Annotated in this window: 23 protein-coding genes and 2 tRNA genes; 12 read left to right on the forward strand and 13 right to left on the reverse strand. The window is 59.1% G+C overall.

Annotation, left to right across the window (positions count from 1 at the left end):
• Window positions 1–13: 13 nt before the first annotated feature.
• The gene (locus ACEPAJ_RS04985) at window positions 14–1,651 is read left to right on the forward strand and encodes a diguanylate cyclase (RefSeq protein WP_143508172.1); all 1,638 of its coding nucleotides are present in this window, start codon (window positions 14–16) and stop codon (window positions 1,649–1,651) included.
• Window positions 1,652–2,044: 393 nt separating this feature from the next.
• On the opposite strand, the gene istB is transcribed toward ACEPAJ_RS04985, so the two are convergent.
• The 3 genes from istB to ACEPAJ_RS05000 all read right to left on the reverse strand — a co-directional run bounded on the left by istB (window position 2,045) and on the right by ACEPAJ_RS05000 (window position 4,692).
• Window positions 2,045–2,848 (reverse strand): IS21-like element ISPst3 family helper ATPase IstB, encoded by an 804-nt coding sequence (gene istB / locus ACEPAJ_RS04990; RefSeq protein WP_425913877.1) that lies wholly within the window; start codon window positions 2,846–2,848, stop codon window positions 2,045–2,047.
• Window positions 2,841–4,340, reverse strand: a complete 1,500-nt coding sequence (gene istA / locus ACEPAJ_RS04995) for an IS21 family transposase (RefSeq protein WP_139134708.1) — start codon at window positions 4,338–4,340, stop codon at window positions 2,841–2,843. The genes istB and istA overlap by 8 nt, the downstream gene beginning before the upstream one ends.
• Before the next feature lie 103 nt (window positions 4,341–4,443).
• Complete coding sequence (locus tag ACEPAJ_RS05000; protein WP_425913879.1) at window positions 4,444–4,692, reverse strand: hypothetical protein; 249 nt, start codon at window positions 4,690–4,692, stop codon at window positions 4,444–4,446.
• A gap of 76 nt (window positions 4,693–4,768) precedes the next feature.
• Between ACEPAJ_RS05000 and ACEPAJ_RS05005 the strand changes: the two genes are divergently transcribed.
• Window positions 4,769–5,029: a helix-turn-helix domain-containing protein gene (locus ACEPAJ_RS05005; protein WP_296216704.1), complete on the forward strand. Its 261-nt coding sequence runs from the start codon at window positions 4,769–4,771 to the stop codon at window positions 5,027–5,029.
• Between the two features lie 794 nt (window positions 5,030–5,823).
• On the opposite strand, the gene ACEPAJ_RS05010 is transcribed toward ACEPAJ_RS05005, so the two are convergent.
• The 10 genes from ACEPAJ_RS05010 to ACEPAJ_RS05055 all read right to left on the reverse strand — a co-directional run bounded on the left by ACEPAJ_RS05010 (window position 5,824) and on the right by ACEPAJ_RS05055 (window position 14,694).
• Window positions 5,824–5,899: transfer RNA gene (locus ACEPAJ_RS05010), tRNA-Thr, on the reverse strand.
• Window positions 5,900–6,146: 247 nt separating this feature from the next.
• Window positions 6,147–7,421: a methyltransferase gene (locus ACEPAJ_RS05015; protein WP_425913881.1), complete on the reverse strand. Its 1,275-nt coding sequence runs from the start codon at window positions 7,419–7,421 to the stop codon at window positions 6,147–6,149.
• A gap of 41 nt (window positions 7,422–7,462) precedes the next feature.
• Window positions 7,463–8,233, reverse strand: a complete 771-nt coding sequence (locus ACEPAJ_RS05020; RefSeq protein WP_425913883.1) for an ABC transporter permease — start codon at window positions 8,231–8,233, stop codon at window positions 7,463–7,465.
• Window positions 8,230–8,925 carry an ABC transporter permease gene (locus tag ACEPAJ_RS05025; protein WP_425913885.1) on the reverse strand — a complete coding sequence of 232 codons (696 nt, stop codon included), beginning with the start codon at window positions 8,923–8,925 and terminating at the stop codon, window positions 8,230–8,232. The genes ACEPAJ_RS05020 and ACEPAJ_RS05025 overlap by 4 nt, the downstream gene beginning before the upstream one ends.
• Before the next feature lie 54 nt (window positions 8,926–8,979).
• Entirely contained in the window at window positions 8,980–9,732 is a 753-nt protein-coding gene (locus ACEPAJ_RS05030) for an ABC transporter substrate-binding protein (RefSeq protein ID WP_425913887.1), read from the reverse strand.
• Between the two features lie 19 nt (window positions 9,733–9,751).
• Window positions 9,752–10,525, reverse strand: coding sequence for an ABC transporter ATP-binding protein (locus ACEPAJ_RS05035; protein WP_425913889.1), 774 nt, complete (start codon window positions 10,523–10,525; stop codon window positions 9,752–9,754).
• 247 nt (window positions 10,526–10,772) lie between these two features.
• A tRNA-Phe gene (locus ACEPAJ_RS05040) sits at window positions 10,773–10,848 on the reverse strand.
• Window positions 10,849–11,129: 281 nt separating this feature from the next.
• Window positions 11,130–11,402 (reverse strand): oxidative damage protection protein, encoded by a 273-nt coding sequence (locus ACEPAJ_RS05045; RefSeq protein WP_274087647.1) that lies wholly within the window; start codon window positions 11,400–11,402, stop codon window positions 11,130–11,132.
• Window positions 11,399–12,472, reverse strand: coding sequence for an A/G-specific adenine glycosylase (mutY, locus tag ACEPAJ_RS05050; protein WP_425913890.1), 1,074 nt, complete (start codon window positions 12,470–12,472; stop codon window positions 11,399–11,401). Before mutY ends, ACEPAJ_RS05045 begins: the two co-directional genes overlap by 4 nt.
• The gene (locus ACEPAJ_RS05055) at window positions 12,469–14,694 is read right to left on the reverse strand and encodes an AsmA family protein (RefSeq protein WP_425913892.1); all 2,226 of its coding nucleotides are present in this window, start codon (window positions 14,692–14,694) and stop codon (window positions 12,469–12,471) included. Before ACEPAJ_RS05055 ends, mutY begins: the two co-directional genes overlap by 4 nt.
• 404 nt (window positions 14,695–15,098) lie before the next feature.
• Between ACEPAJ_RS05055 and ACEPAJ_RS05060 the strand changes: the two genes are divergently transcribed.
• The 10 genes from ACEPAJ_RS05060 (at window position 15,099) to ACEPAJ_RS05105 (ending at window position 23,082) form a co-directional block, all read left to right on the forward strand.
• Window positions 15,099–16,061 (forward strand): MFS transporter, encoded by a 963-nt coding sequence (locus ACEPAJ_RS05060; protein ID WP_425913894.1) that lies wholly within the window; start codon window positions 15,099–15,101, stop codon window positions 16,059–16,061.
• Window positions 15,989–16,759 carry an MFS transporter small subunit gene (locus ACEPAJ_RS05065; protein WP_425913895.1) on the forward strand — a complete coding sequence of 257 codons (771 nt, stop codon included), beginning with the start codon at window positions 15,989–15,991 and terminating at the stop codon, window positions 16,757–16,759. Before ACEPAJ_RS05060 ends, ACEPAJ_RS05065 begins: the two co-directional genes overlap by 73 nt.
• A gap of 141 nt (window positions 16,760–16,900) precedes the next feature.
• Window positions 16,901–17,494: an imidazoleglycerol-phosphate dehydratase HisB gene (gene hisB / locus ACEPAJ_RS05070; protein ID WP_425913896.1), complete on the forward strand. Its 594-nt coding sequence runs from the start codon at window positions 16,901–16,903 to the stop codon at window positions 17,492–17,494.
• Window positions 17,494–18,132 carry an imidazole glycerol phosphate synthase subunit HisH gene (hisH, locus tag ACEPAJ_RS05075; RefSeq protein WP_425913898.1) on the forward strand — a complete coding sequence of 213 codons (639 nt, stop codon included), beginning with the start codon at window positions 17,494–17,496 and terminating at the stop codon, window positions 18,130–18,132. The genes hisB and hisH overlap by 1 nt, the downstream gene beginning before the upstream one ends.
• Complete coding sequence (locus ACEPAJ_RS05080) at window positions 18,133–18,393, forward strand: DUF2164 domain-containing protein (protein WP_425913900.1); 261 nt, start codon at window positions 18,133–18,135, stop codon at window positions 18,391–18,393.
• 36 nt (window positions 18,394–18,429) lie between these two features.
• Complete coding sequence (hisA, locus tag ACEPAJ_RS05085) at window positions 18,430–19,167, forward strand: 1-(5-phosphoribosyl)-5-[(5-phosphoribosylamino)methylideneamino]imidazole-4-carboxamide isomerase (RefSeq protein ID WP_425913902.1); 738 nt, start codon at window positions 18,430–18,432, stop codon at window positions 19,165–19,167.
• 113 nt (window positions 19,168–19,280) lie between these two features.
• The gene (hisF, locus tag ACEPAJ_RS05090; protein ID WP_425913903.1) at window positions 19,281–20,051 is read left to right on the forward strand and encodes an imidazole glycerol phosphate synthase subunit HisF; all 771 of its coding nucleotides are present in this window, start codon (window positions 19,281–19,283) and stop codon (window positions 20,049–20,051) included.
• A gap of 42 nt (window positions 20,052–20,093) precedes the next feature.
• Window positions 20,094–20,891: a stealth family protein gene (locus ACEPAJ_RS05095; protein WP_425913905.1), complete on the forward strand. Its 798-nt coding sequence runs from the start codon at window positions 20,094–20,096 to the stop codon at window positions 20,889–20,891.
• A 542-nt stretch (window positions 20,892–21,433) separates the two neighbouring features.
• Window positions 21,434–22,189: a substrate-binding periplasmic protein gene (locus tag ACEPAJ_RS05100; protein ID WP_425913907.1), complete on the forward strand. Its 756-nt coding sequence runs from the start codon at window positions 21,434–21,436 to the stop codon at window positions 22,187–22,189.
• A 137-nt stretch (window positions 22,190–22,326) separates the two neighbouring features.
• Complete coding sequence (locus ACEPAJ_RS05105) at window positions 22,327–23,082, forward strand: substrate-binding periplasmic protein (protein ID WP_425913909.1); 756 nt, start codon at window positions 22,327–22,329, stop codon at window positions 23,080–23,082.

Raw genomic sequence — 23,082 nt, forward strand, 5'->3', positions numbered from 1 at the left:
ACGACAACAGCAAATGGCTGATTTGCAGACGCATCTGCAACAGCTGGGTGAGCAGTTCTCACAGCGATTACGCGAAGAGCTGCCACAATTGGCTGATAAAGCCTTGCAGCTACAGGCATGCGCTGACCCGAGCGAGCAACTGCAACGTTTATCTGAGCTGCGCGATCAGTTACACAAACTGGCGGGCAGTGCTGGGACTTTCGGTTTCAGTGAGCTGGGTGCCCGTGCCAGGTTGCTGGAGCAGCAGACGCAACAATGGCTGAGCAGTTTGGAGCTTCAGCGACAAGGTTTGCACGGGTTGGTAAACGAACTACAACAACTGGCTAGTGTTGAGCAGGTCTCTCAAGTTTCAGCCGCACCAGTGCTAAAAACGCCCAGTGCTGGGTTCAATCGTGACGGTGCTAAGAGGGTTTTTATTCTCGAAGATGAGCAGAAGGTTGGCGATGTTATCCGCTTAACACTTAATACATTCGGCTATCAGGCATCACATTTCCTGACCACCGCAGCCCTCGATGAGGCTTTGGCTGAACAGCTGCCGGACGCCCTAATCATTGATGTTAATTTAGGCGACAGCCAACAGACTGGACTGGATTACGCTGCTGCTTTGCAGCAACGCTTAGAGCACTCATTACCGCTTCTGGTACTCACCACCCAGAACGATTTTCACACCCAATTACAAGCTGCGCGCATTGGTGCAATGGGGTTCTTTAGCAAACCAGTTGACGTGGCCAAGCTGGAAAATCGTCTGGAACGCTGTTTCAACCAGCAGAATGGCGACCCCTATCGAGTTTTGATTGTTGACGATGACCGCGAGTTATCTGATCGATACCGTTTGGTGTTGAGTGGGGCCAACATGCTGGTTGAAGTCGCTAACGATCCTTTGCAGTTATTTGATGCAATGGCCCGATTCCATCCTGAAGTGTTGGTGCTGGACGTCAACATGCCTGGTTGCTCTGGGCCTGAACTTGCACAGATGGTTCGCTTCAATGATGACTGGCTGCGAGTCCCTATTATTTATCTATCCGCTGAAACCGATATCGCGCTGCAGATGAGCGTTCTAATCAGAGCGGGGGACGATTTCGTCACCAAACCGATTTCAGATAACAGCCTGATAGCCACAGTTTTTGCCCGAGCCCAACGCGCTCGACTGCTCAGTAACGCACTCTCCCGCGATAGCCTGACCGGGTTGCTAAAACATGCCGATATCAAGGAGCAAGTGGCTATTGAGCAAGAGCGTGCCTTACGAAGTGGTAAACCGTTCAGCGTAGTCATGTTGGATATTGATCATTTCAAGAAAGTGAACGACACCCATGGGCATGCTGTTGGTGACAATGTCATTCGCGCACTAGCCAACCTGCTTCGCCAGCGCTTGCGCCGAGTAGACAGTCTCGGACGTTACGGCGGTGAAGAGTTTATGGCTGTACTACCTGATTGTACTGGTGAGCAGGCCGTAAGCATTCTTGACGGAATCCGCCAGCAATTCTTAAGCATCAGTTTTGCCGGTGAACTATCGGATTTTCATGTGAGCCTAAGCGCTGGCGTTGCTTCTAGCCACGAATGTACTGCGGATGAGCTTATGGAAATGGCTGATCGGGCCCTGTACGCAGCAAAGAACAATGGTCGCAATCAAGTTCGCCTCGCAGATGACTGAGGGGGGCGGCGATGGACTTTTTCATGTGCCGATGAGCAGGGGGCCTATCCAGATGCTAGGTACCCCTGGAGTTAGGTGCGGTGGACTTGCCTGGAAGCCAGCCACGAGTGGATGCTGGAAACTCAATCCGACCAATAACTCTTCCAGCACCGTATCGCGGTGGATTCTTGGGTTTTCGCACCTTGGACAGGTCTATACCTGTTGGCGCTGATGGAAAATTGACCCACCCTGCCGATTGAAATTTGACCCAGGGCGGATTGCTGATTTTGTTACCAGCAACTGTGGATAAGTCTACCAGCGCAGCTGCTGTTGCCCCCACTCCTTCGCTAGCCCAGTTCAGTTGTTTAAGACCTGCCACACGCAGCCATGTAGCAGGCCGTCGTCGCCATGAAATCAGAACGGCTCATCGTCCTCCGGTTCTTGGCCGCCCTTACGCTTTCGCTCCCGTGATTTGATCTTGGCCTGGGCCGCCAAGCTACTGTGTTGCAGGCGATAGTACTCGTTACCGGTTTCGACGATGTGGCAGTGGTGGGTCAGCCGATCCAGCAGGGCGGTGGTCATCTTGGCGTCGCCGAACACGCTCGACCATTCGGCGAAGCTCAGGTTGGTGGTGATCACCACGCTGGTGTGTTCGTACAGCTTGGACAGCAGGTGAAACAGCAACGCACCGCCAGCCTGGCTGAACGGCAGATAACCCAGTTCGTCGAGGATGACCAGATCCATGCGCAGCAGTGCCTGGGCGATCCGCCCGGCTTTGCCGTCGTGTTTTTCGCGCTCCAGCAGATTGACCAGATCGACCGTGGAGTAGAAGCGCACGCGCTTACCGTGCCGGGTGATGCCGGACACGGCCAGCGCGGTGGCTAGGTGGGTTTTACCGGTGCCTGGCCCACCGATCAGCACCACGTTCTGCGCGGTGTCGGTAAAGGCCAGGCTGGCCAGCTCGCTGATCAGGCGTGCGTCGGCGCTAGAGGCGTTGAAATCGAAGCTGGCCAGATCGCGGTGCATCGGCAGCTTGGCCATGTTCATCTGGTGGCTCACCGAGCGCATGGCGCGATCTGTGTGCTCTTGTTCCAGCAGGTGTTCGAGCAGCCACTTGGACGAGGCTGTGTTCGACTCACCCTGTGCAGTTAACTCCGCCCAGGCCGTGGCCATGCCGTGCAGGCGCAGCTCCTTGAGTTCCGCCATCAAATCACGCATGACCGACCTCCTCGGCCTGGCCACGCAGGCGGTCGTAGCGCGCCGTGTTAGCGACGGGGGCTTCCTTGAGCGACAAGTGGGTTTCGACGCTGGGTGGTGGTTCGGATGCTGTCAGCCGTGCCACGACATTGAGGATGTGTTCGGCGCTCAGGCTGCCGCTCTCCAGTACCAGCTCAACGGCTACCAGCACGGCATCGAGTCCGGCGACCGGTACGGCAGCCAGGACTTGCGCCATGATCCGGTCACCGCCGGCATGACGCCCCAGACCGTGCTTAAGCTGACGCAGCGGCGCTGGCAGATCAGTAAAGGGCGCTCCGTTGCGCAGCGCGCCGGGCTTGCGCTCAATCAGCGGGATGTAGTGCTGCCAGTCGTAGCTGACCTGTTCGCGATCCAGCAAGCGCGCATGGCTGGCAATCAGCGCATCATCGGCCACCACCTCGATGCGGGTCGGATACAAACGGCTGCTGACCCACTTACCCGCGTACTCACACGGCACCGAGTAACGGTTGCGCCCGACGCTGACCAGGCAGGTGCTGGAGACCCGCGCAGGCCGCTCGACGTAACCGTCGAAGGCCGCGGGCATAGGCATCAGTTCGGCGCGCTCCAACTCCAGTACCTCGGCCACACTGAGCCCGCTGTATTGAGGGTGCGTCAGCTCGTTCCAAAGCGCGCGGCAGCGCTGGCCCAGCCAGGCATTGAGTTCCTCGAAGGAGTGAAACTGGCAGTCCTGGGCGTCTAGCCAGATACGCCTGCGGCTGTCTTGCACGTTCTTTTCAACGATGCCCTTTTCCCAACCAGCGGCGACGTTGCAGAAGTCCGGATCGAACAGGTAATGCGCGCACATCACCGCAAAGCGCGCATTCACCGCCCGGCCTTTGCCCTTATTGACCTTGTCGACGGCGGTCTTCATGTTGTCGTAGATGCCCCGGCGCGGCACGCCGCCCAAGGAGCCGAACGAGCGTGTATGGGCGTCAAATAACATCTCATGGCCCTGGCTCGGATACGCCACAAGCCAGAACGCACGGCTGGCACACAGCTTCAGATGTGCCACCTGCATACGCCGGTAAATGCCGCCGACCAGCAAGCCTTCCTCGCTCCAGTCAAACTGAAACGCCTCGCCAAGAGCAAAGGTCAGCGGCACAAAGGCCTGCGACGCCTTGCCCTGTCCCCCTCGCCAGGCACGGATAAACGCGGTGAGCTGGCTGTAGCCACCGTCATAACCTTCGGCTTTGATTTGCGCCAACAGCGCCTTGGCACTGCGCCGCTGTTGCTTGGGCCGCAGCGAATCGGCTTTTAGCGCCTGCTCCAGCGTGGCGTGAAAAGGGCTGAGTTTGTTGAAGATCGCGCGGCGTTGGTAGACCGGCGGCTTGGCCTCAGGTGCCCTGACCCACTTGCGAATCGTGTTGCGCGCCAACCCGGTGCGCTTGGCTATCTCATGCAGCGACAGCTTGTCGCGGAAATACATCCGGCGAATTTTGCCCATCATTTCCATACTGATCACCCTGTGTTCTCCTGCTCAAAAATTGAGCAGAAGCAGTTGAACACCTGGGTCAGTTTTCAGTCGGCAGAACAGCCTCTACTGGGTCAGTTTTCGGTCAGCGGCAACAGATAAGGTCCAAAAGCGTTGGAATGTCATCGAATAGCAAGCATGGATTGCCACTCACCGGGTCGAGACGGATGTGGATGTCTGATCCAGACAAAAGGCTCAGTACAACCGGTAGTTCGATGTCGAATCGACTTACCAGGCGCTCAAGGGTTAAAAGCAAAACGCGGTTTTTGACATCGAGAAGTGCGGATCGCTCTGGATCGAGAGGGATGATTGTGGAGATGTGCACGACGTTCATATCTGCATACCTGTAATTCAGATATCTGTAATTTAGATATACATTCTGGCTTTGTCAACAGCTGGAATGCGTCTCTGTGGAAAAGTCGATTTATCGAGATGAGAACTTAGTGCTGCTTCGTATGATTAAGCAGTGTCGTACTGAGTCAGGCCTGACGCAGGCGCAGTTCGCTGAAGCATTAGGCCGCCCGCAATCCTTCACCAGTGACATTGAACGTGGCCTTAGAAGACTTGACCTAGTTCAGCTGCGAGACATTTGCCACGTACTAGGTCTCAACCTGGTCGATTTTGTTCAGCGCTACGAAACCGAGCTTTCCTCGAAAGGTGCGAGGGAGTAACTGCGCACCCTCCGTTCAAGTGGCGTCAGTCGCTTCTCGCTGTACGCCGTCCCATGCTGCCGAATACAGAGCAGCAGCATCGTTGCACAGCAATCGGATCGCTTGAATACATCCATTCATTGGCTCGTAGGCAAGCGAGTTTAAATCGGACCCGCTGAGAGCACAGAGCAAATCCAGCACTGCGTTTTGGCGGAGCGTGGCCGCGTCGTAGAGTTCGATGGCTTTGGCGTCGCTGCGAAAGCCGAGCAGGCAGTTGTGCTCGCTGGAGTGTAGTGGGGTAAAGCTTGGGGATGAGTCGCTCGGGTGCATAGGGTGACCTCTAGAGTTTTAGAGACCGCCTGCATCACTTCCACATGATGGGTGGCGGCTGTATGCGGGTGTGGAAGACCGAGACTCTAGGAACTCGGCGCGCCGAAGCGCCCCGCATACAGCCACCATAACAAGTTGCTTCATGGTGCTAGTGATCCTTGAGTCAGGTCTGATGGCCCGCCCAGTCACACTATTCAGCTCTCAGGGGCTGTGCAAGTCCCCACTTTACGTCATCTGGGTGAAAAAGGCCGCCGTCATGAATGGCTTTCAAGATGACGAAAATCGCTTGTGGCAATTTTTGGAGGGAAAGAAAGCTCGCCGATATTTGGGCGGGCCTGTGTCTGTTTTCCGACGAGCGGTATGTGGCTGCCCCGGTATTTTTCTAACGAAGAGTTCATGAGGTGGCAAATCCCTACCCCAATCCTACCCCAGCCGAATTTCAGGCACAAAAAGGGCTACGTTTTCACGTAACCCTTTGTTTTGTATGGTGCCGGCACCAGGAGTCGAACCCGGGACCTACTGATTACAAGTCAGTTGCTCTACCAGCTGAGCTATACCGGCATTTGTGGGGCGCATTATATCGATTCATTTGCGCGTGTAAAGCGCTCTGAGCAGGGTTTTATTCAGGACCGGCTATCAGCAGCGAAATGCTTATGCACATGCAGGGTGTTTTTGGTACGTGCGTACGCAGGCTTTGTGAGCTGCCTCTCGGTATTTGATAAGTGCATGTTTTCACAAGAAATATTTTCAGGTTAAAAAATGTACAGTTCGGCAGTAGTATGCTGTGGTGGGCTTTTGCGTGGTTTGCTCAGAATCTGTCAACAGAGTTATCCACAGATGTTGTGGGCAACTTGGGCTGGCGTTCTGCGAGTAGCAACAAGTTGCGCGGGCTCTGTTGGGGTGAGCAGAAGGTGCCAAGGCGCACGCTGTAACCCTGCTCTTGCAGGAATAGGGCGCGGTCGAGTAGCAGCCAGAGTTCCAATGGGCGGCGGAAAAGGCCACGCAGCAGCTCCAAGTTGCGTACCTCGGCCAGGCGTTGCCAGCCCTTTTGTTCAAGCTGTTGCCAATCCTCTGTGGTTGGCGCAGGCAGTTGCTTGAGTGCGGCAAGGTCTTGGCAGTAATCGGCAAAGGGCTTGTCCAGCCAGGCTGCTGGCAGTGAAGGGGTCGACAGGTAAGCGTCAATGCCGCGCAACTGGCGCTGCAGGAGGTCGAAGGCCAGGCGCCTGGCCATTGAATGATCGCGCTGGCGGCGTACCCGTGCGCCGGCGGTAACGGTTTCGCTTAGCGGCAGGCCGAGATCGTCGATGGACAGTTGCAGTGACGAGGCTTGGGCGGTTGTCGACAAAGGCTGATAGAGCGCTGTGCGGATGCGGTTGTAGCAGCACGGCGCGACGGCCAGTTGCTGGCAGCCGATTTGGCTGGCCAGTTGCAGCAGGCGTGTGTGCAAGTCGCCGCAGGCATGCAGTGCCACGGGGGTGTGGTGGGCGTGTAGCTGCGCCGCAGCACTGTCCGCCAGCACATTCTGCTCGATATGCGCGGCGTCGATACCAAGCTTATTGCTGAGTTGTTGCCCGCTCTTGACCAGCTCTGGGTTGTATTCCAGGCAGGTCAGCGCTGCGCCGTTATGCGCCAGTCGCCGGCCGAGGTGGCCCTTGCCAGCGCACCAGTCCAGCCAGTGCTGTGGCTTGTCGGCGAAGTTCAGGCGGTGGGCGAAGGCGTCTATTTGCTGCCACTTCCGGCCGGGTACGTCCGTGCTGAAACGTGCCGGCAAAGCGGGTGTTGATAGCGGCGCTAATTCGCCAACTTGGCTCAATTGGTGAGCCTGTGCGGCTAGTTGCGGGAACGGTGCGGGCGCTTGTAGCAGGTGCGGCTGGTTATGCGCCGCTTCAGCGTGTTCCAGGCTTTGTGCTCTTAGCCAGGCTGCCAGCTGCGGGTGTTCGGCCTCCCAGGGGATTGCCGGGTAATGCACAAAGGGTCGTGGGCGCCACAGCGCCTGATGTTCGCTGAGGAAGCCGTCGAGTGCGTTAAACCGCTGCAGGAGGTCAGTGTTTTCGAGAGGCTGGGCGGGTGTGGTCGTTGGCATATGGAGTGGCGTGTTGCCTGAGGGCGCTGGCCCTCAGGCAATCAGCGGCCCTGGCAGGCGTCGACGCGCAGCCAGCGCTCCAGCAGCTTAAAGCCGCGGACCAGGATGAAAGCGATCAACAGGTAGAACATCCCTGCGGCGAAGAAGATCTCTACAGGCAGGTAGGTGCGGGCGATGATGGTGCGCGCCATGCCAGTCAGTTCCAGCAGCGTCACGGTGCTGGCCAGGGCGCTGGCCTTGAGCATCAGGATCACTTCGTTGCTGTAGGCCGGTAGGCCGATCCGCGCGGCGCGTGGCAGGACGATATAGAACATGGTCTTGGCCCGCGACATACCGAGAGCGCGGGCGGCTTCGATTTCACCTGGTGGCACGGCCTGAATTGCGCCGCGTAGGATCTCGGCGATATAGGCAGCGGTGTGCATGGTCATGGTCAGCACCGCGCACCAGTAAGGGGAGCGCAGATAGGGCCACAGCGGGCCTTCACGCACGGCGTCGAACTGCGCCAGGCCGTAATAGACCAGAAATAGCTGCACCAGCAGCGGCGTGCCACGGAAGAAGAAGATGTAGCCGTAGGGCAGGGCGCGCACATACCAGTGGCGCGAGGCGCGAGCGATGCCCATTGGTAGCGCCAGGATCAGCCCGGCGAGAACCGCTATAGCCACCAGCTCAAGCGTCAGCAAGGCACCTTTGGATAGGCGTGGCAGCCATTTGATGATTACGTCCCAGTTGAGGGTGGTTAGGCCGCCCCACAGTGCGTAGGCAATAAGCGCGAGGGCAATCGACCAGGCGGCGATTTCAGAGGTCTTTCTCATGATGCGCTCCTGACAAAGCCGCGGCTGGAGCGTTTTTCCAGGAAGTGCATGCCTGTCATAGCCAGGACTGTAAGGCCTAGGTAGATAAAGGCGGCCACTAGGTAGAAGGTGAAAGGTTCCTTGCTGGCGGTTACGGCGATTTGTGAGCGGCGCATGATTTCTTCCAGGCCGATCACCGACACCAGTGCGGTGTCCTTCATCAAAATCATAAACAGGTTGCCGAGGCCGGGTAGGGCGATGCGCCACATCTGCGGCAGGATCAACCGCCAGAAGATCCGCGGCTTGGACATGCCCAAGGCTTGGCCGGCTTCGCGATGACCTTTGGGGATGGCCAGGATGGCGCCACGAAACACCTCGGTGGCGTAAGCGCCGAAGCAGATGCCGAGGGCGATGGTGCCGGCAGCGAAGGCGTTCAGCTCAAGGCTTTCAATGCCGAGCAGGTCCGCCAGATTGCGCATCAGCTGCACGGTGCCGAAATAGATCAGCAACACCCAAAGCAGCTCTGGAATGCCGCGCACGATGGTCGAGTAAGTACCGCCAAGCCATTGCAGTGGCTTGTACGGGGAAGTCTTGGCCAGGGCACCGAGCAAACCGAGCACCAGACCCAGGCACAGCGCGCTGAGCGCCAGCTTGATAGTCATCAGGGTGCCGGCAGCCAGGGCTGGACCGAATCCGTAAAGATCAAAATTCATAGGGGGAGGCTCAGAAGCCTGCGCCGCCCGGGCGGGCGACGCAGTGCCGTCAGCTTAGTAGATGCTGAACGGGAAGTACTTGTCGTTGATCTTCTTGTAAGTGCCGTCAGCGACGATCTCGGCGAGTGCGGCGTTCAGCTTCTCGCGCAGGGCGTCGCCCTTGCGTACGGCAATGCCGATCTTGTCGTTATCGAATACTGGCTCGCCTTTGAATTCGAAGCTTTTGCCCGCGTCGCTCTTCAGCCATTCCCAGTTAACGAAGGTGTCGGCCAGTACGCCGTCGAGGCGGCCTGAGGACAGGTCGAGGTAGGCGTTTTCCTGGGTGTCGTACAGCTTGATATCGACGACGCCATCGAGGTTGTCTTCTAGCCAGGTGCCGGCGATGGTGGCGCGCTGAGCGCCGATCACTTTGTTTTTCAGGCTGGCTTTGTCGGTTTTGAAATCGCCGCCTTTTGGGGCGATGAACTGCAGTTTGTTGGTGTAGTAGGGGTCGGTGAAATCGACCGCCACTTTGCGTTCGTCAGTGATCGACATGGAGGCGATCAGGAAGTCGAACTTCTTCGCGTTCAGGGCGGGGATGATGCCGTCCCAGTCGGAGGTGACCACTTCGCATTCGGTCTTCATCTTGGCGCACAGGGCCTGGCCGATTTCTACGTCAAAGCCGCCGACCTGGCCGCTGGCGTCAATCAGGTTGAACGGCGGGTAGGCGCCTTCAGTGCCGAGCTTCAGTTTGTCAGCAGCGATGGCGCTGGTGCCGAAAGCCAGGGTGGCGGCAGCGGCCAGCAGGATTTTCTTGTAGTTCTGCATGCGTAGTTGCTCCGTGTGTTTAGTGATTGCTGGACATGAATTGTTTGCAGCGCGCCGAGTTCGGGTTGTCGAACACCTGCTCCGGGGAGCCCTGTTCTTCAACTAGGCCTTGATGCAGGAACACCACCTCGCTGGACACCTGGCGGGCAAAGCCCATTTCATGAGTCACCAGCAGCATGGTGCGGCCTTCCTCGGCGAGCGCGCGGATCACATTAAGCACTTCTTGTACCATCTCCGGATCAAGAGCCGACGTCGGCTCATCGAACAGGATGACTTTCGGCTGCATGGCCAGGGTGCGGGCAATCGCCGCGCGCTGTTGCTGACCGCCAGACAGTTGATTCGGGTAAACGTGGCGCTTGTCGGCAATCCCGACCTTGGCCAGTAGCGCCTCGGCCACTTCAATGGCTTCAGCCTTGCTCTGCCCCAATACGCGGCGCGGAGCCTCGATGATGTTATCGAGCACGCTCATGTGCGGCCACAGATTGAAATTCTGAAAGACAAAGCCGATCTCGCTGCGCAGGCGATTGATCTGGCGGTTGTCGGCGGCGACCAGGTCGCCGTTCTTCGCCGCTTTGAGCTTGAGCTCTTCGCCGGCGAGAATGATCTGCCCCTTGTGCGGGTTTTCCAGCAGGTTGATGCAGCGCAGAAAGGTCGACTTACCGGAGCCCGAAGAGCCGAGGATGGAAATCACATCGCCGTCGCGGGCGGTGAGGGAAATGCCCTTGAGCACCTCAAGGTCGCCGTAGCGTTTATGCAGATCGCGGATTTCCAGCGCAGGCGTGGCCTCGGCCATGGGGTGTCCTCTTGTTATTCGGGGCGCTCAGGCCTTTCGTAGCGTTCCTGGCGAGGCGCCAAGCTAGCATAGCGTTTCGCTGACCGCCAAGCCGTTTGCCTGTCGCGGGGTGCTTAGCTGGTCAGCCTGTCGCCTTGCTGCAGTTGACTGTCGCTCGCACACAATTGTGGCGCTGAGCAGGCCGTTAAAAATCGCAGGCAATAAAAAACCCCAAGGAATTTAACTTCGCTTGGGGTTTTTCGGTATTTGGTGCCCGGGGACGGAATCGAACCGCCGACACGGGGATTTTCAATCCCCTGCTCTACCGACTGAGCTACCCGGGCAACGGGGCGTATTAGACGGATTTGAAGGGTGTGTGTCAAGCGTGAGTTTAAAAAATATTTAATTAATACGGGCGGTTAGGTTCGGATGGCGGGAAATGATGGGTGAAGCGAGGTGGTTTGGATGCAGCTCGGGAGGATGTTTGCAGGTGGGGATGTGCGGTTTGCAGGGAGGGTGAAGCGGCATCAACCCTGCGGTTGCAGGGTGTGGGTCGTGGGCGGGGCTTTAGTCGCGCGTATTGCGGGTGAGGTCGCCGCTAAAGTGCCGCCCACGGTATGCCGGGTTATGCGCTCGGCGGTACGTAGCCTTCGGCCTGGGCGTACTCCTCGCCGGAGAGGAATTTATCCATCTCGGTCTGGAGGAACTTGCGGTCTTCGGCGTTCATCATGTTCAGGCGACGTTCGTTGATCAGCAGGGTCTGGTGTTTTTGCCATTCTTCCCAGGCTTGCTTGGAGACGTTGTTGAAGATGTCTTCACCTTTGGCGCCGGGGTATGGCGGGCGCTCCAGGCCGGGGAGTTCTTGCTTGTGTTTGCGGCACTGTACGGTGCGGGTCATGGTGTCTCTCCAGTATTTGCTGCGAGTGCATCGGCCGCGCGTTTCAGCAGTTTCTTCACCGGGGCGGCAAGGCCCAGGCGCGGCGGGGTGGCGAGGTTATACCAGAGCCAGTCGGCCTCGGCCACGGCGGCCGGCGCGGCGTCGACTTTGATCAGCCAGGGTTCGATAGCCAGCTGGAAGTGGCTAAAGGTGTGAGTCAGTTCGGCTTGCATCTGGCGTGTGCCTAGCTGTAAGCCGTGACGGCTGGCCAGGTCGTCCAAGCCTTGCAGGTCGTCAAGCTCTGGCAGGCTCCATAGGCCGCCCCAGAGGCCGCTGGAAGGGCGGCGGTAGAGCAGCACCTCGCCCTGGTGGTTGGCGAGGATCGGCATCAGTGTGCGCCTCTGCGGCAGCGTCTTGCGTGGCTTGGGGATGGGGTAACGAATCTCCAGTCCGAGCAGGTGCGCCTGGCAGCCGCTTCTTAGCGGGCAGAGCAGGCAGCTGGGTTTGCTGCGTGTGCAGAGGGTCGCGCCGAGGTCCATCATCGCCTGGGTGTAGTTGTTCACCCGCGTCTGCGGGGTAAAGCGCTCGGCCACATCCCATAGTTGTTTGGCTACTTTCGGTTCGCCTGGGTAGCCTTCCTGAGCCACGTAGCGCGCCAGCACGCGCTTGACGTTGCCGTCGAGAATCGGCGCGCGCAGGCCCATGCTGAGGCTGGCGATGGCGCCTGCGGTGGAGCGGCCGATGCCAGGGAGTTCGGTGAGCTGGTCGACATCGCGGGGGAATTCACCGGCATGTTCGCGCATAACGATTTGTGCGGTCTTTTGCAGGTTGCGCGCGCGGGTGTAGTAACCGAGGCCGGTCCACAGGTGCAGTACTTCGTCTTCCGGCGCTGTAGCCAGGTCGTTCACCGTCGGTAATGCGGCCATAAAGCGGTCGAAGTAGCCGAGTACGGTGCTGACCTGGGTCTGCTGCAGCATGATCTCTGATACCCACACGCGATACGGTGTGATGCCCTGTTGCCAGGGCAGGTCCTTACGTCCGTGGCTGTCATACCAGTCGAGTACAGCGGTAGAAAATTGTGCAGGGCTCATCGGTTGAACAGGCCCTTGAGTGCGTCTTTCAGCTCGGGGCTGACCTTGTCACCAAGCTTTTCTTCGATCTTTTCGTTGAGCTTGTTGCCGGCCAGTTTCGCGGCGACCTTACCCAGGCCGTCCTGGTCCAGGCGACAGGCCTTGCCGCCCATTTCCAGTGGGCCGCGGCAGCGCACGGGCCATTCGATACCGACATAGCGCTCGTTGACCTGGCAGGCCGGATCGGGCATCTCGCGCTGATCACCGGTAATGGTAATGCCGACGCGGTAATCGAGGCCGAGGATGCGCAGGTCCACATCACCATTGCCGTTAACTGCTAAGCCTGGAATGCGCGCCTTGAGGTCTGGATTGTAGGCCACGCCGTTGCGCACGGTCAGGCTGCCTTGCAGAGTTTCGAAGGGCGTGTCTTTACCGCGTGGGTCACCGCTTAGAGCTTTGCGGTTGAGCGTGGCGATGCCACGGCACAGCTGTTGCTCCAGGTTGGCGCCGACCAGCACGCCGTCATTGAGCAGGAAGCTGGCGTCGCCGTTGAGCCCGTCCACCCAGGCGCGCTGGCTGTTGCCGCTGGTGCTCAGGGTGGCATTGAGGTCGAGCAGGCCTTTGACGGGGGCGGGCTGGTCGGGCTTTTTCAGGAAGGGTTCGATCTGAATGCCGCGCAGGTTCTTTTGCACGCTGAGCAGCGGTGTGGCGGGTCTTACGTCGATGCTGGCTTTGGCGTCGAAACTGCCGGTGCCGATGCTGCCGCGTGCGTTCTGAAGGGTCAGCAGGCCGGCTTTGGCCTGCGCTTTGGTACTGAAGTTGCTAATGGCCTGTTGCTGCACGGTGAGCTGGTCTAGGCCGAGATCGAGCTGTGCATCGAGCTTGCGCAAGGTGGCGATCGGCAGGATTTCGTTGCTGCTCCAGGCATGTTGTGTCGGCGCGTCGGGCAGTGGTGTGCTGCCGCTTTCGCCGGCACTGGCGACACTGGCTTTAACTTCGGCCTGGCGCGCAGCGCCGGCATCTTTGGCGTCTTTGACCGGTGCTGGCAGGTAGCGGTCGAGGTTCAGTTGGTCGCCCTTGAGTTGCACACGCAGGGCTTGCTTGGCGAAGTCTGCAATCGCCAGTTGGCCACTGAAATGGCTGTCGTCGAGGGTTAGCTTGAGGTCTTCGAAAGTCAGGCTGTTGGCGGTGCCGCTGAGGCGGGTAACCAGTTCGAATTGGCTGAGGGTTTTCTCATCATTCATGGGCGGTAGTTTCTGGCCGATGGTGGTGAGGAACTCACGCAGGTTGAGCGGGGCGATGGACAGCCCGCCGCTGAGTTTTGGCTGGGTGTCGAGGTCGCGCACTTTCAGCTCGCCGAGGGCGCGCAGCTGATTGGCGGACAGTTTCAGGCCATTCCACTCGGCAACTTGGGCGGCCAGGTCAACCAGCAGCTGGCCCTGGGCGGAGTAGGTCAGCGTCTGGCCATCGAAGGGTTCGCCGGAGACTTCGCCGGAAAACTTGGCATCTTCTAGTTGGTAGCGTTTGAGCGCACGGTCGAAGCGCAGTTCACCCTGCAGTTCGCTGCGGGCGCGCAGCACCGGTTTGTTGAGGCCGAAGAAGGCGCTGAGCTTGACGGGTATGCCGGCACCCTCGCGGATGGCGCCGGTGGTCAGCTGGATGCTTTCGGCGCTGAATTGCTGTCCTTTCTGCGCGTCGCGGTAGTCGATGCGGGCGCTGTTGACGATCAGGCTGTCGATATCCAGTTTCAGTGGCTGGCTGTTGCTTTCTGGCTCAGCCGCTGCGCTGGTTGTGGCGGCGTTGTCACCGCCAGTGGGTGCTGCGTCGGTTGCCGTGCTGGCCGGTTTGCCGACGTCTTCCCAGTTGCTGCGGCCTTTTTCGTCGCGCTGCAGGTTGAGGTTGAGGCCATCGATGCGGATATCGCTCATCTGCACTTCTTTGCGCAGTAGCGGTAGCACGCGCACCGACAGGCCAAGCAGGCGCAGGTCGGCAAAGGGTTGTTCTGGGGTGCTGAGGCTGGCGAGGCTGGCGTCGGTCAGCTCCAGGCCGAGCCAGGGGAACAGGCTCCAGCCGATATCGCCCTTGAGCGTCAGCTCCAGATTGGCCTTGTCGCGGGCCAGCTGGCGGATTTCGTCTTTGTAATCGTTGGGATCGAACAGGTGGGTGAGGGCGAAGCCCAGCGCCACGATGATCAGCAAGAGCCCTAAAAAAAACAGGCCGATAATTTTGCCGAGCGCTTTCATGTGCGAATCCTTGTTTCGAAACTGAAGAGTGAAGAGCAGCAATTTAAGCCAGTCAGTATAGCGGCAGTGTTTTTGTCCGGGCCGCCGACACTCCCGTTTGCGTGGTGTTTTTGCAAGCGGCTTTTACCGCTGCACCAAGGCGCTGGGCGTGAGCAAGCAGGCGGTGGCGCATTGCTGGGCGTTCTACTGTGGGCAGTTGGATAGGTAGGTTGGCGGCCGGTTCCCTATGCCGTGCGCACTGGCGAGCGGGTCGCCATTGCTTGGCGGTTGCTATACGACTAATGAATAATGCGCCATGTGTCCGAGGCGTATGGCAGCAATGCTAGTCTCGCCGCTGCGCGAGCTATTCTGCCCGCGTTAAAGCCCAGTGCCTTGCCTGCACAACATAAGAAGAGAACATTGCTATGACTGACGCTCTCGTCCTAGACGGCGCTTCGGCTGCGCCTGCCTTCCTGTCTAAGGAACGCATTATCGCGACGCCTGGTTTCAACCGCTGGCTGGTGCCGCCAGCCGCTCTGGCCATTCATTTGTGTATTGGTATGGCCTATGGTTTTTCGGTCTTCTGGTTGCCGCTGTCAAAGGCCGTCGGTATCGATGCGCCTCTGGCTTGCGCGGCCGATATCGGCTTCTTTGAGCAGATATTCGCCAGCAACTGCGACTGGCAGATTTCCATGCTGGGCTGGATCTACACGCTGTTCTTCGTTTTTCTCGGCTGTTCTGCGGCCGTTTGGGGGGGCTGGCTGGAGCATGCCGGCCCGCGTAAGGCCGGCCTGGTATCGGCTGTGTGCTGGTGCGGTGGCCTGCTGATTTCCGCGCTGGGTATCTACCACCACCAAATCTGGTTGCTGTGGTTGGGGTCCGGGGTCATTGGCGGTATTGGCCTTGGTCTGGGGTATATCTCGCCGGTGTCGACGCTGATCAAGTGGTTCCCGGACAAGCGCGGCATGGCCACCGGCATGGCGATCATGGGTTTCGGCGGCGGGGCGATGGTGGGTGCACCGTTGGCGGCTGAGCTGATGAGCCACTTCGCTAGCGATACGGGTGTCGGCGTATGGCAGAGCTTCGTGGTCATGGCGATCATCTATTTCGTTTTTATGGTCGGTGGCGCGCTGGCCTACCGCGTGCCGCCAACCGGCTGGAAACCGGCCGGTTGGACGGCGCCTGCGGCTAAGGCGGGCAATAGCATGATCACCAATCGCCACGTGCATGTCAGTGTTGCCTGGAAAACCCCGCAGTTCCGTCTGGTCTGGCGGTGCTGTGCCTTAACGTCTCGGCGGGCATCGGCATTATCGGCATGGCGTCACCGCTGTTGCAGGAGGTATTTGCCGGGCAGCTGCTGGGTAACGACCTGTCTTTCAACGAATTGAACGCCGTGCAGCTGGGTCAGATTGCTGCCATTGCAGCCGGCTTTACCGGCCTGCTCAGCCTGTTTAACATCGGTGGCCGCTTCTTCTGGGCCTCTTGCTCGGACTTTATCGGCCGTAAAGCCACCTACTTCGTGTTCTTCGGCCTGGGCTTTGCGCTCTATGCCGCCGTGCCGCTGCTGGGGCAGTTGGGCAGTCTGGCGCTGTTCGTGCTGGCGTTCGGCATCATCCTGTCGATGTATGGCGGTGGCTTTGCCACGGTGCCGGCCTACCTGGCCGACTTGTTCGGCACGCAGATGGTCGGTGCTATTCACGGCCGCTTGCTCACCGCTTGGGCGGCAGCTGGCGTGCTGGGCCCGGTGCTGGTCAACTACCTGCGTGAGTATCAGTTGAGCATTGGCGTCGAGCGCGCTGCGGCCTATGACATCACGCTGTACATCCTCGCTGGCCTGCTGGTGCTGGGCTTTATTTGCAACATGCTGGTGCGCCCGGTGGCGGACAAGTACTTCATGACCGAGGCCGAGCTGGCTGCCGAGCGTGCGCTGAGCCATGACGCCAAGCGCGGTGAAGTGGCTGTGCTGGAATGGTCGGCCGATCCGGCGTCCAAGCCGCTGGCCATTGCCGCCTGGCTGGTCGTCGGGCTGCCGCTGGCATGGGGCATCTGGATCACCCTGCAAAAGACCGCGACGCTGTTCCAGTAAGTCGCACGTAGCCCCCAAAAATCCCGCTGGCGGCCCTGTTCGCCAGCGGGATTTTTGCTATCTGCGGGCCTTGCTTCAAGGTTGTGTGCTTATCGGCCTATAATGGCCGCCCTTTGGCACAACGACTTTGTGGAGCTGGTGATGATCGAGCGTACGGCATCTGTCGAGCGCAATACCCTGGAGACCCAAATCAAGGTCTCGATCAACCTGGATGGTACGGGCAAAGCCAAGTTTGATATTGGCGTGCCGTTCCTTGAGCACATGCTTGATCAGATTGCCCGTCATGGCCTGATCGACCTGGATATCCAGTGCAAGGGTGACCTGCATATCGATGACCACCACACCGTGGAAGACGTCGGTATCACCCTCGGCCAAGCCTTCAGCAAAGCCATCGGCGACAAGAAGGGTATGACCCGCTACGGCCATTCCTACGTGCCGCTGGATGAAGCGCTGTCACGCGTAGTGATCGACTTCTCCGGTCGTCCGGGTCTGCAGATGCACGTACCGTTCACCCGTGCAGTGGTGGGCGGCTTCGATGTCGACTTGTTCCAAGAGTTTTTCCAGGGCTTTGTGAACCACGCCCTGGTCAGCGTGCACATCGATAACCTGCGTGGCACCAACACCCACCACCAGATCGAGACAGTGTTCAAAGCCTTCGGTCGCGCGCTGCGCATGGCCGTTGAGCTGGACCCACGCATGGCCGGGCAAATGCCGTCGACCAAGGGCGTGCTCTGATGCAAACGGTTGCCGTCATCGACTACGGCATGGGCAATTTGCACTCGGTGGCCAAGGCGCTGGAGCACGTCGGTGCCGGCAAGGTGCTGGTCACCAGTGATGCCACCGTGATTCGTGAAGCGGATCGCGTGGTGTTTCCCGGCGTGGGCGCCATCCGCGACTGCATGGCCGAGATCAAGCGGCTGGGCTTCGACAGCCTGGTGCGTGAAGTCAGCGTCGACCGGCCGTTTCTCGGCATCTGCGTAGGCATGCAGGCCTTGCTGGAGCACAGCGAGGAGAACGCTGGCGTTGATTGCATCGGCCTGTTTCCCGGCAAGGTGCGTTTCTTCGGCAAGGACATGGTTGAGGAGGGCGAGCCGCTGAAGGTCCCGCACATGGGCTGGAATGAAGTGGCGCAGGCGGTCAAACACCCGCTGTGGCACAACATTCCTGACTTGGCGCGCTTCTACTTCGTGCACAGCTACTACATCGAAGCCGGCAACCCCAAGCAGGTGGTCGGGCGTGGGCATTACGGCAAGGATTTCGCCGCGGCGCTGGCCGACGGCTCGCGTTTTGCCGTGCAGTTTCACCCAGAGAAGAGCCACACCCACGGCCTGCAGTTGCTGCAGAACTTCGCCGCCTGGGATGGTCGCTGGTAAATGGCCAGGGCCAAGCTTAAACCGCCAATCATGACCTTGAGCACCGAGCAGGAGCGTGACGCCTGTCAGGTACTCAAGCGCTTTATGGCTGAGCGTTTTGAGCTGGAGCTGGGCAGTTTCGAGGTGGCTGAAATCCTTGAGCTGTTTAGCCAAGAAATTGCGCCGCACTATTACAATCGAGCGATTTTCGATGTGCAGACTCACCTGAAAGAACGGTTCGAGAGCATCGAAAGCGACCTCTGGGCGCTCGAAAAGAGCTGACCCACCGAATTCACACGACTTGAGCAGGTTCAACCGATGCTGATTATCCCCGCGATCGATTTGAAGGACGGCGCCTGCGTGCGTCTGCGCCAGGGCCGCATGGAAGACTCCACGGTGTTCTCCGATGACCCGGTGAGCATGGCCGCCAAGTGGGTTGAGGGCGGCTGCCGCCGTCTGCACCTGGTCGACCTCAACGGTGCCTTTGAAGGTCAGCCGGTTAATGGTGAGGTGGTGACGGCCATCGCCAAACGCTACCCGCACCTGCCGATCCAGATTGGCGGCGGTATCCGTACCCTCGACACCATCGAGCACTACGTGCGCGCGGGGGTCAGCTACGTGATCATCGGCACCAAGGCGGTGAAAGACCCGCAGTTCGTCACCGATGCCTGCAAAGCCTTCCCGGGTAAGGTCATTGTTGGCCTGGACGCGAAAGACGGCTTTGTCGCCACTGACGGTTGGGCCGAAGTGTCCACCGTGCAGGCCACTGATTTGGCCAAACGCTTCGAAGCCGACGGCGTCAGTGCCATCGTTTATACCGACATCGCCAAAGACGGCATGATGCAGGGTTGCAACGTCGAGGCCACCGCGGCCCTGGCTGCGGCGAGCCGGATTCCGGTGATCGCCTCGGGCGGCATCCACAACCTGAGTGATATCGAGAAGCTGCTGCTGGCGCGTTCGCCTGGCATCATCGGCGCGATCACTGGTCGGGCGATTTACGAAGGCACCCTCGATGTGGCTGAGGCGCAGGCCTTCTGCGACGCCTTCAAGGGCTGATCTGAACGTAGGGTGGGTTAGCCGTAGGCGTAACCCACCATTGTTTATTCGGGTATGACGGCTGCGGTGGGTTACGCCGCTTCGCGGCTAACCCACCCTACGAGAGTGTTTTTATGGCTTTGGCTAAACGCATCATCCCCTGCCTCGACGTCGACAACGGTCGCGTGGTCAAGGGCGTGCAGTTCGAGAATATTCGCGATGCTGGCGACCCGGTGGAAATCGCCCGGCGCTATGACGAGCAAGGTGCCGACGAGATTACCTTCCTCGACATCACCGCCAGCAGTGACGGCCGTGACACCACCCTGCACACCGTCGAGCGTATGGCCAGCCAGGTGTTTATCCCGCTGACTGTCGGTGGCGGTGTGCGCACCGTGATGGACATTCGCAACCTGCTGAATGCCGGTGCCGACAAAGTGTCGATCAACACGGCGGCGGTCTTCACCCCGGAGTTTGTTGGCGAAGCCGCTTCGCGCTTTGGCTCGCAGTGCATCGTCGTGGCGATTGATGCCAAGCGGGTCTCCAAGCCGGGCGAAACCCCGCGCTGGGAGATCTTCACCCACGGCGGGCGCAAACCGACCGGTTTGGATGCGGTGCTCTGGGCGAAGAAAATGGAAGACCTCGGCGCCGGTGAGATTCTCCTGACTAGCATGGATCAGGACGGCGTAAAAAGCGGCTACGACCTTGGTGTGACCCGCGCCATCAGCGAAATGGTGGGCATCCCGGTAATCGCCTCCGGCGGCGTCGGCAACCTGCAGCACCTGGCCGACGGCATTATCGAAGGCAAGGCTGCTGCGGTACTGGCCGCGAGCATTTTCCATTTCGGCGAATACACCGTGCCGGAAGCCAAGGCCTATATGGCCAGCCGCGGCATCGTCGTACGTTAAACCGCCGCTGGCGGGCTGCCCTGAATCAGAGCTGGATTAGACATGCAAGTTGATGCCGTTATCACGTGGGTTGATGGAGGTGACGCTAATTGGCGGGCCAAGCGTGAATATCACTCAGGCGAGCCTCAGCAGGACCTTCTGCCCTTTGCCAACGGCGAGGGCCGCTATCGAGATAACGACGATTTATTGTTTTTGCTTCGCTCGATGGAACAGTTCTGGGGCATAGACGGCAACATCTTTATTGTCACCGATCAGCAAGTGCCAAGCTTTATCGCGGAGCACCCTCGGCTGCGCATCGTTGATCATTCGCAGATTCTGGATGCGCGCTACCTGCCGACATTCTCATCCCGGGCGATCGAGTCGGCTCTGCACCACATTCCCGACTTGGCTGAGCATTTCGTTTCATTCAACGACGATCAAATGCTAACCCGGCATGTTCAGCCCACAGACTTTTTCAGCGCGGTTGGCGCTATGGTTTTTTTAACCCGAGAGCCCATCCCAACCTGTGATGCCGATCTGCAGCTGTCGGGCCATAACGATGCCAGTAACGCGCGGCATTGGATGCAAAAAACCTATGGCGCATCGAGCATCGCGTTCATCCCTGAACACGCGCCCAAAGGCATTCGTAAGAGCTGGATGATGGAGCTTGAAGCGGCGCACCCCGATATTTTTGACGAAGTCCGTCAGGAAAAATTCAGGCGCCGCACAGGTCAGAGCATTCTGGCCAACGTCTACCTCGACTGGTGTGCGACTCATGGCCGAGCGGATATTGGCTGGGAGCAGTGCCGTTACCTGTTCACCGATGATGTGGAGCATGACGCGGGTCGCGTCGCTGCTTGACTCGCTCGGGCGTCACCTGTGCATCTGCATCAACGACACGACGGACGACCGCTCAGACATCGCAAAAATGCGCGACAAGCTAGACCGAATCCGCTCAGAGCTTTTCCCTCGGCCAAGTTACTTTGAGTCTTCAGGTGGTCTTGCTTCGGCTCATGCCTAAGTCGCGAACCGATTGCTGCGTTCGGCTCCGGACCGCTATGGCGGCCAGGCAGTCGCCGTCTGCTCAAGTGCATTAGGCGCGTGGTTAGCAGGCCTGCTGGCCACTGCTGCGGGGTAGTCGACAGCTAAATGTCGACTGTCTCGCTAAAATCGGCCTGTTTGCGTGCGGTTCGCTGTAGTTCTTTGCCTATTGCCCTGGCCGCAGGCTTCTGGCGATGGGCGGCAGCAATGCTAATCGCCTCGATGAAATGAGTACTCAAGGCGAGCTAGACGCCATCAACGCAAAGCGAATATGTACCCGTGTCTGGGTTTACCGCAGGCGGGGTTAAGCCAACTTGGCCGAGTATGTTTGCAGCTCCGGCCTACTAACGAAGTGAGACGTCATGTTGAAGCAACTACTCGCTGCTCTTGCCGGCACTGTTATGGTGCTCGCGGGCAGTGCTCGGGCGGAAATCGACCCGAATTACCGCATGGTCCTGCTGACCGAGAACTTCCCGCCGTACAACATGGCGATCAACGGCAAGAACTTCGCCCAAGAAGACAATATTGATGGCATCGCGGTGGATATTGTCCGTGAGATGTTCAAGCGTGCCGGCATTCACTACAACATGACCCTGCGTTTCCCTTGGGACCGCATCTACAAGCTGGCGCTGGAAAAGCCCGGCTATGGTGTGTTCGTTACGGCGCGTCTGCCTGACCGCGAGGCGCTGTTCAAATGGGTCGGGCCGATTGGCCCCGATGACTGGGTGCTGCTCGGCAAGGCCGATAGCCCCATCACCCTAAACAGCCTGGAGGACGCCAAGCAGTACCAGATCGGTGCCTACAAGGGCGACGCCATTGCGCAACACCTAGCGGAAAAAGGCCTGGAGCCGGTCACGGCCTTGCGCGACACAGAAAATGCTAAGAAGCTGATGGCCGGTCAGATTGACCTGTGGGCCACGGGCGACCCTGCCGGCCGTTACTTGGCCAAGCAGGAAGGTATTTCCGGGTTGAAAACTATTCTGCGCTTCGACAGCGCCGAGTTGTATTTGGCGCTAAACAAAGAAGTGCCGGATGAAGTGGTGCAGAAACTGCAAGCCGAGCTGGACAAGATGCGCAGCGAAGGCTTTGTCGACGATATTCTGAACAACTACCTGTAATGCGCAAAATCAGCGGGCCGGTCACAAGCCGGTCCGCGACCAAGGATGGTTGACGCCAAGTACCCTACGTCGCCGGGCCCGCGCCCGAGCAGGGATGCCGCTAGCCATAATCACAATTCATGCGAGCGGAATGACCTATGTTGAGAACCCTGAAAACCGGCCTGTTGTTAGGCCTGGCGCTGAGCGCATGCGCAGCCCGCGCAGAGCTGCCAGATGATTACAAAGTGGTGCTGCTGACCGAGAACTTCCCGCCGTTCAACATGGCCGTGGATGACAAGAACTTTGCCCGCGATGATGGCATTGACGGTATCAGCGCCGAGATCGTCCGGGCGATGTTCAAGCGTGCCGGCATCAACTACACCCTGACCTTGCGCTTTCCCTGGGATCGCCTCTATCGCCTGACCCTGGATAAGCCCAACTATGGCCTGTTCTCCACCACCTTCACGCCTGAGCGCCAGCCGCTGTTCAAGTGGGTCGGGCCGCTGGCCAAGACCGGTTGGGTGCTGTTAGCGGCGCCGGGGAATAACCTCAGCGTTGCCAACCTCAAGGACGCCGCGCAGTACCAGATTGGCGCATACAAGAACGATGCCGTCAGCCAGCACTTGGAAAGCCAGGGTTTGGCGCCGAACAACGCCCTGCGCGATCAGGAAAATATCAAAAAGCTACTCAGCGGTAAGATCGACCTGTGGGCCACCACTGACCCGGTTGGGCGCTACCTGGCCAAGCAGGAAGGCGTCAGTGGTTTGAATACGGCGCTGCGCTTCAACGAAGCGGAGCTCTATCTGGCGCTGAACAAAGACACCCCCGATGAAGTGGTGCAGCGCCTGCAAAAGGCCTTGGACGAGCTGCGGGCTGAGGGCTTTGTCGACGAGATGACGAATAACTACCTGTAG

The sequence above is a fragment of the Pseudomonas sp. GWSMS-1 genome (genome assembly GCF_049847425.1).
Taxonomy (GTDB): domain Bacteria; phylum Pseudomonadota; class Gammaproteobacteria; order Pseudomonadales; family Pseudomonadaceae; genus Aquipseudomonas.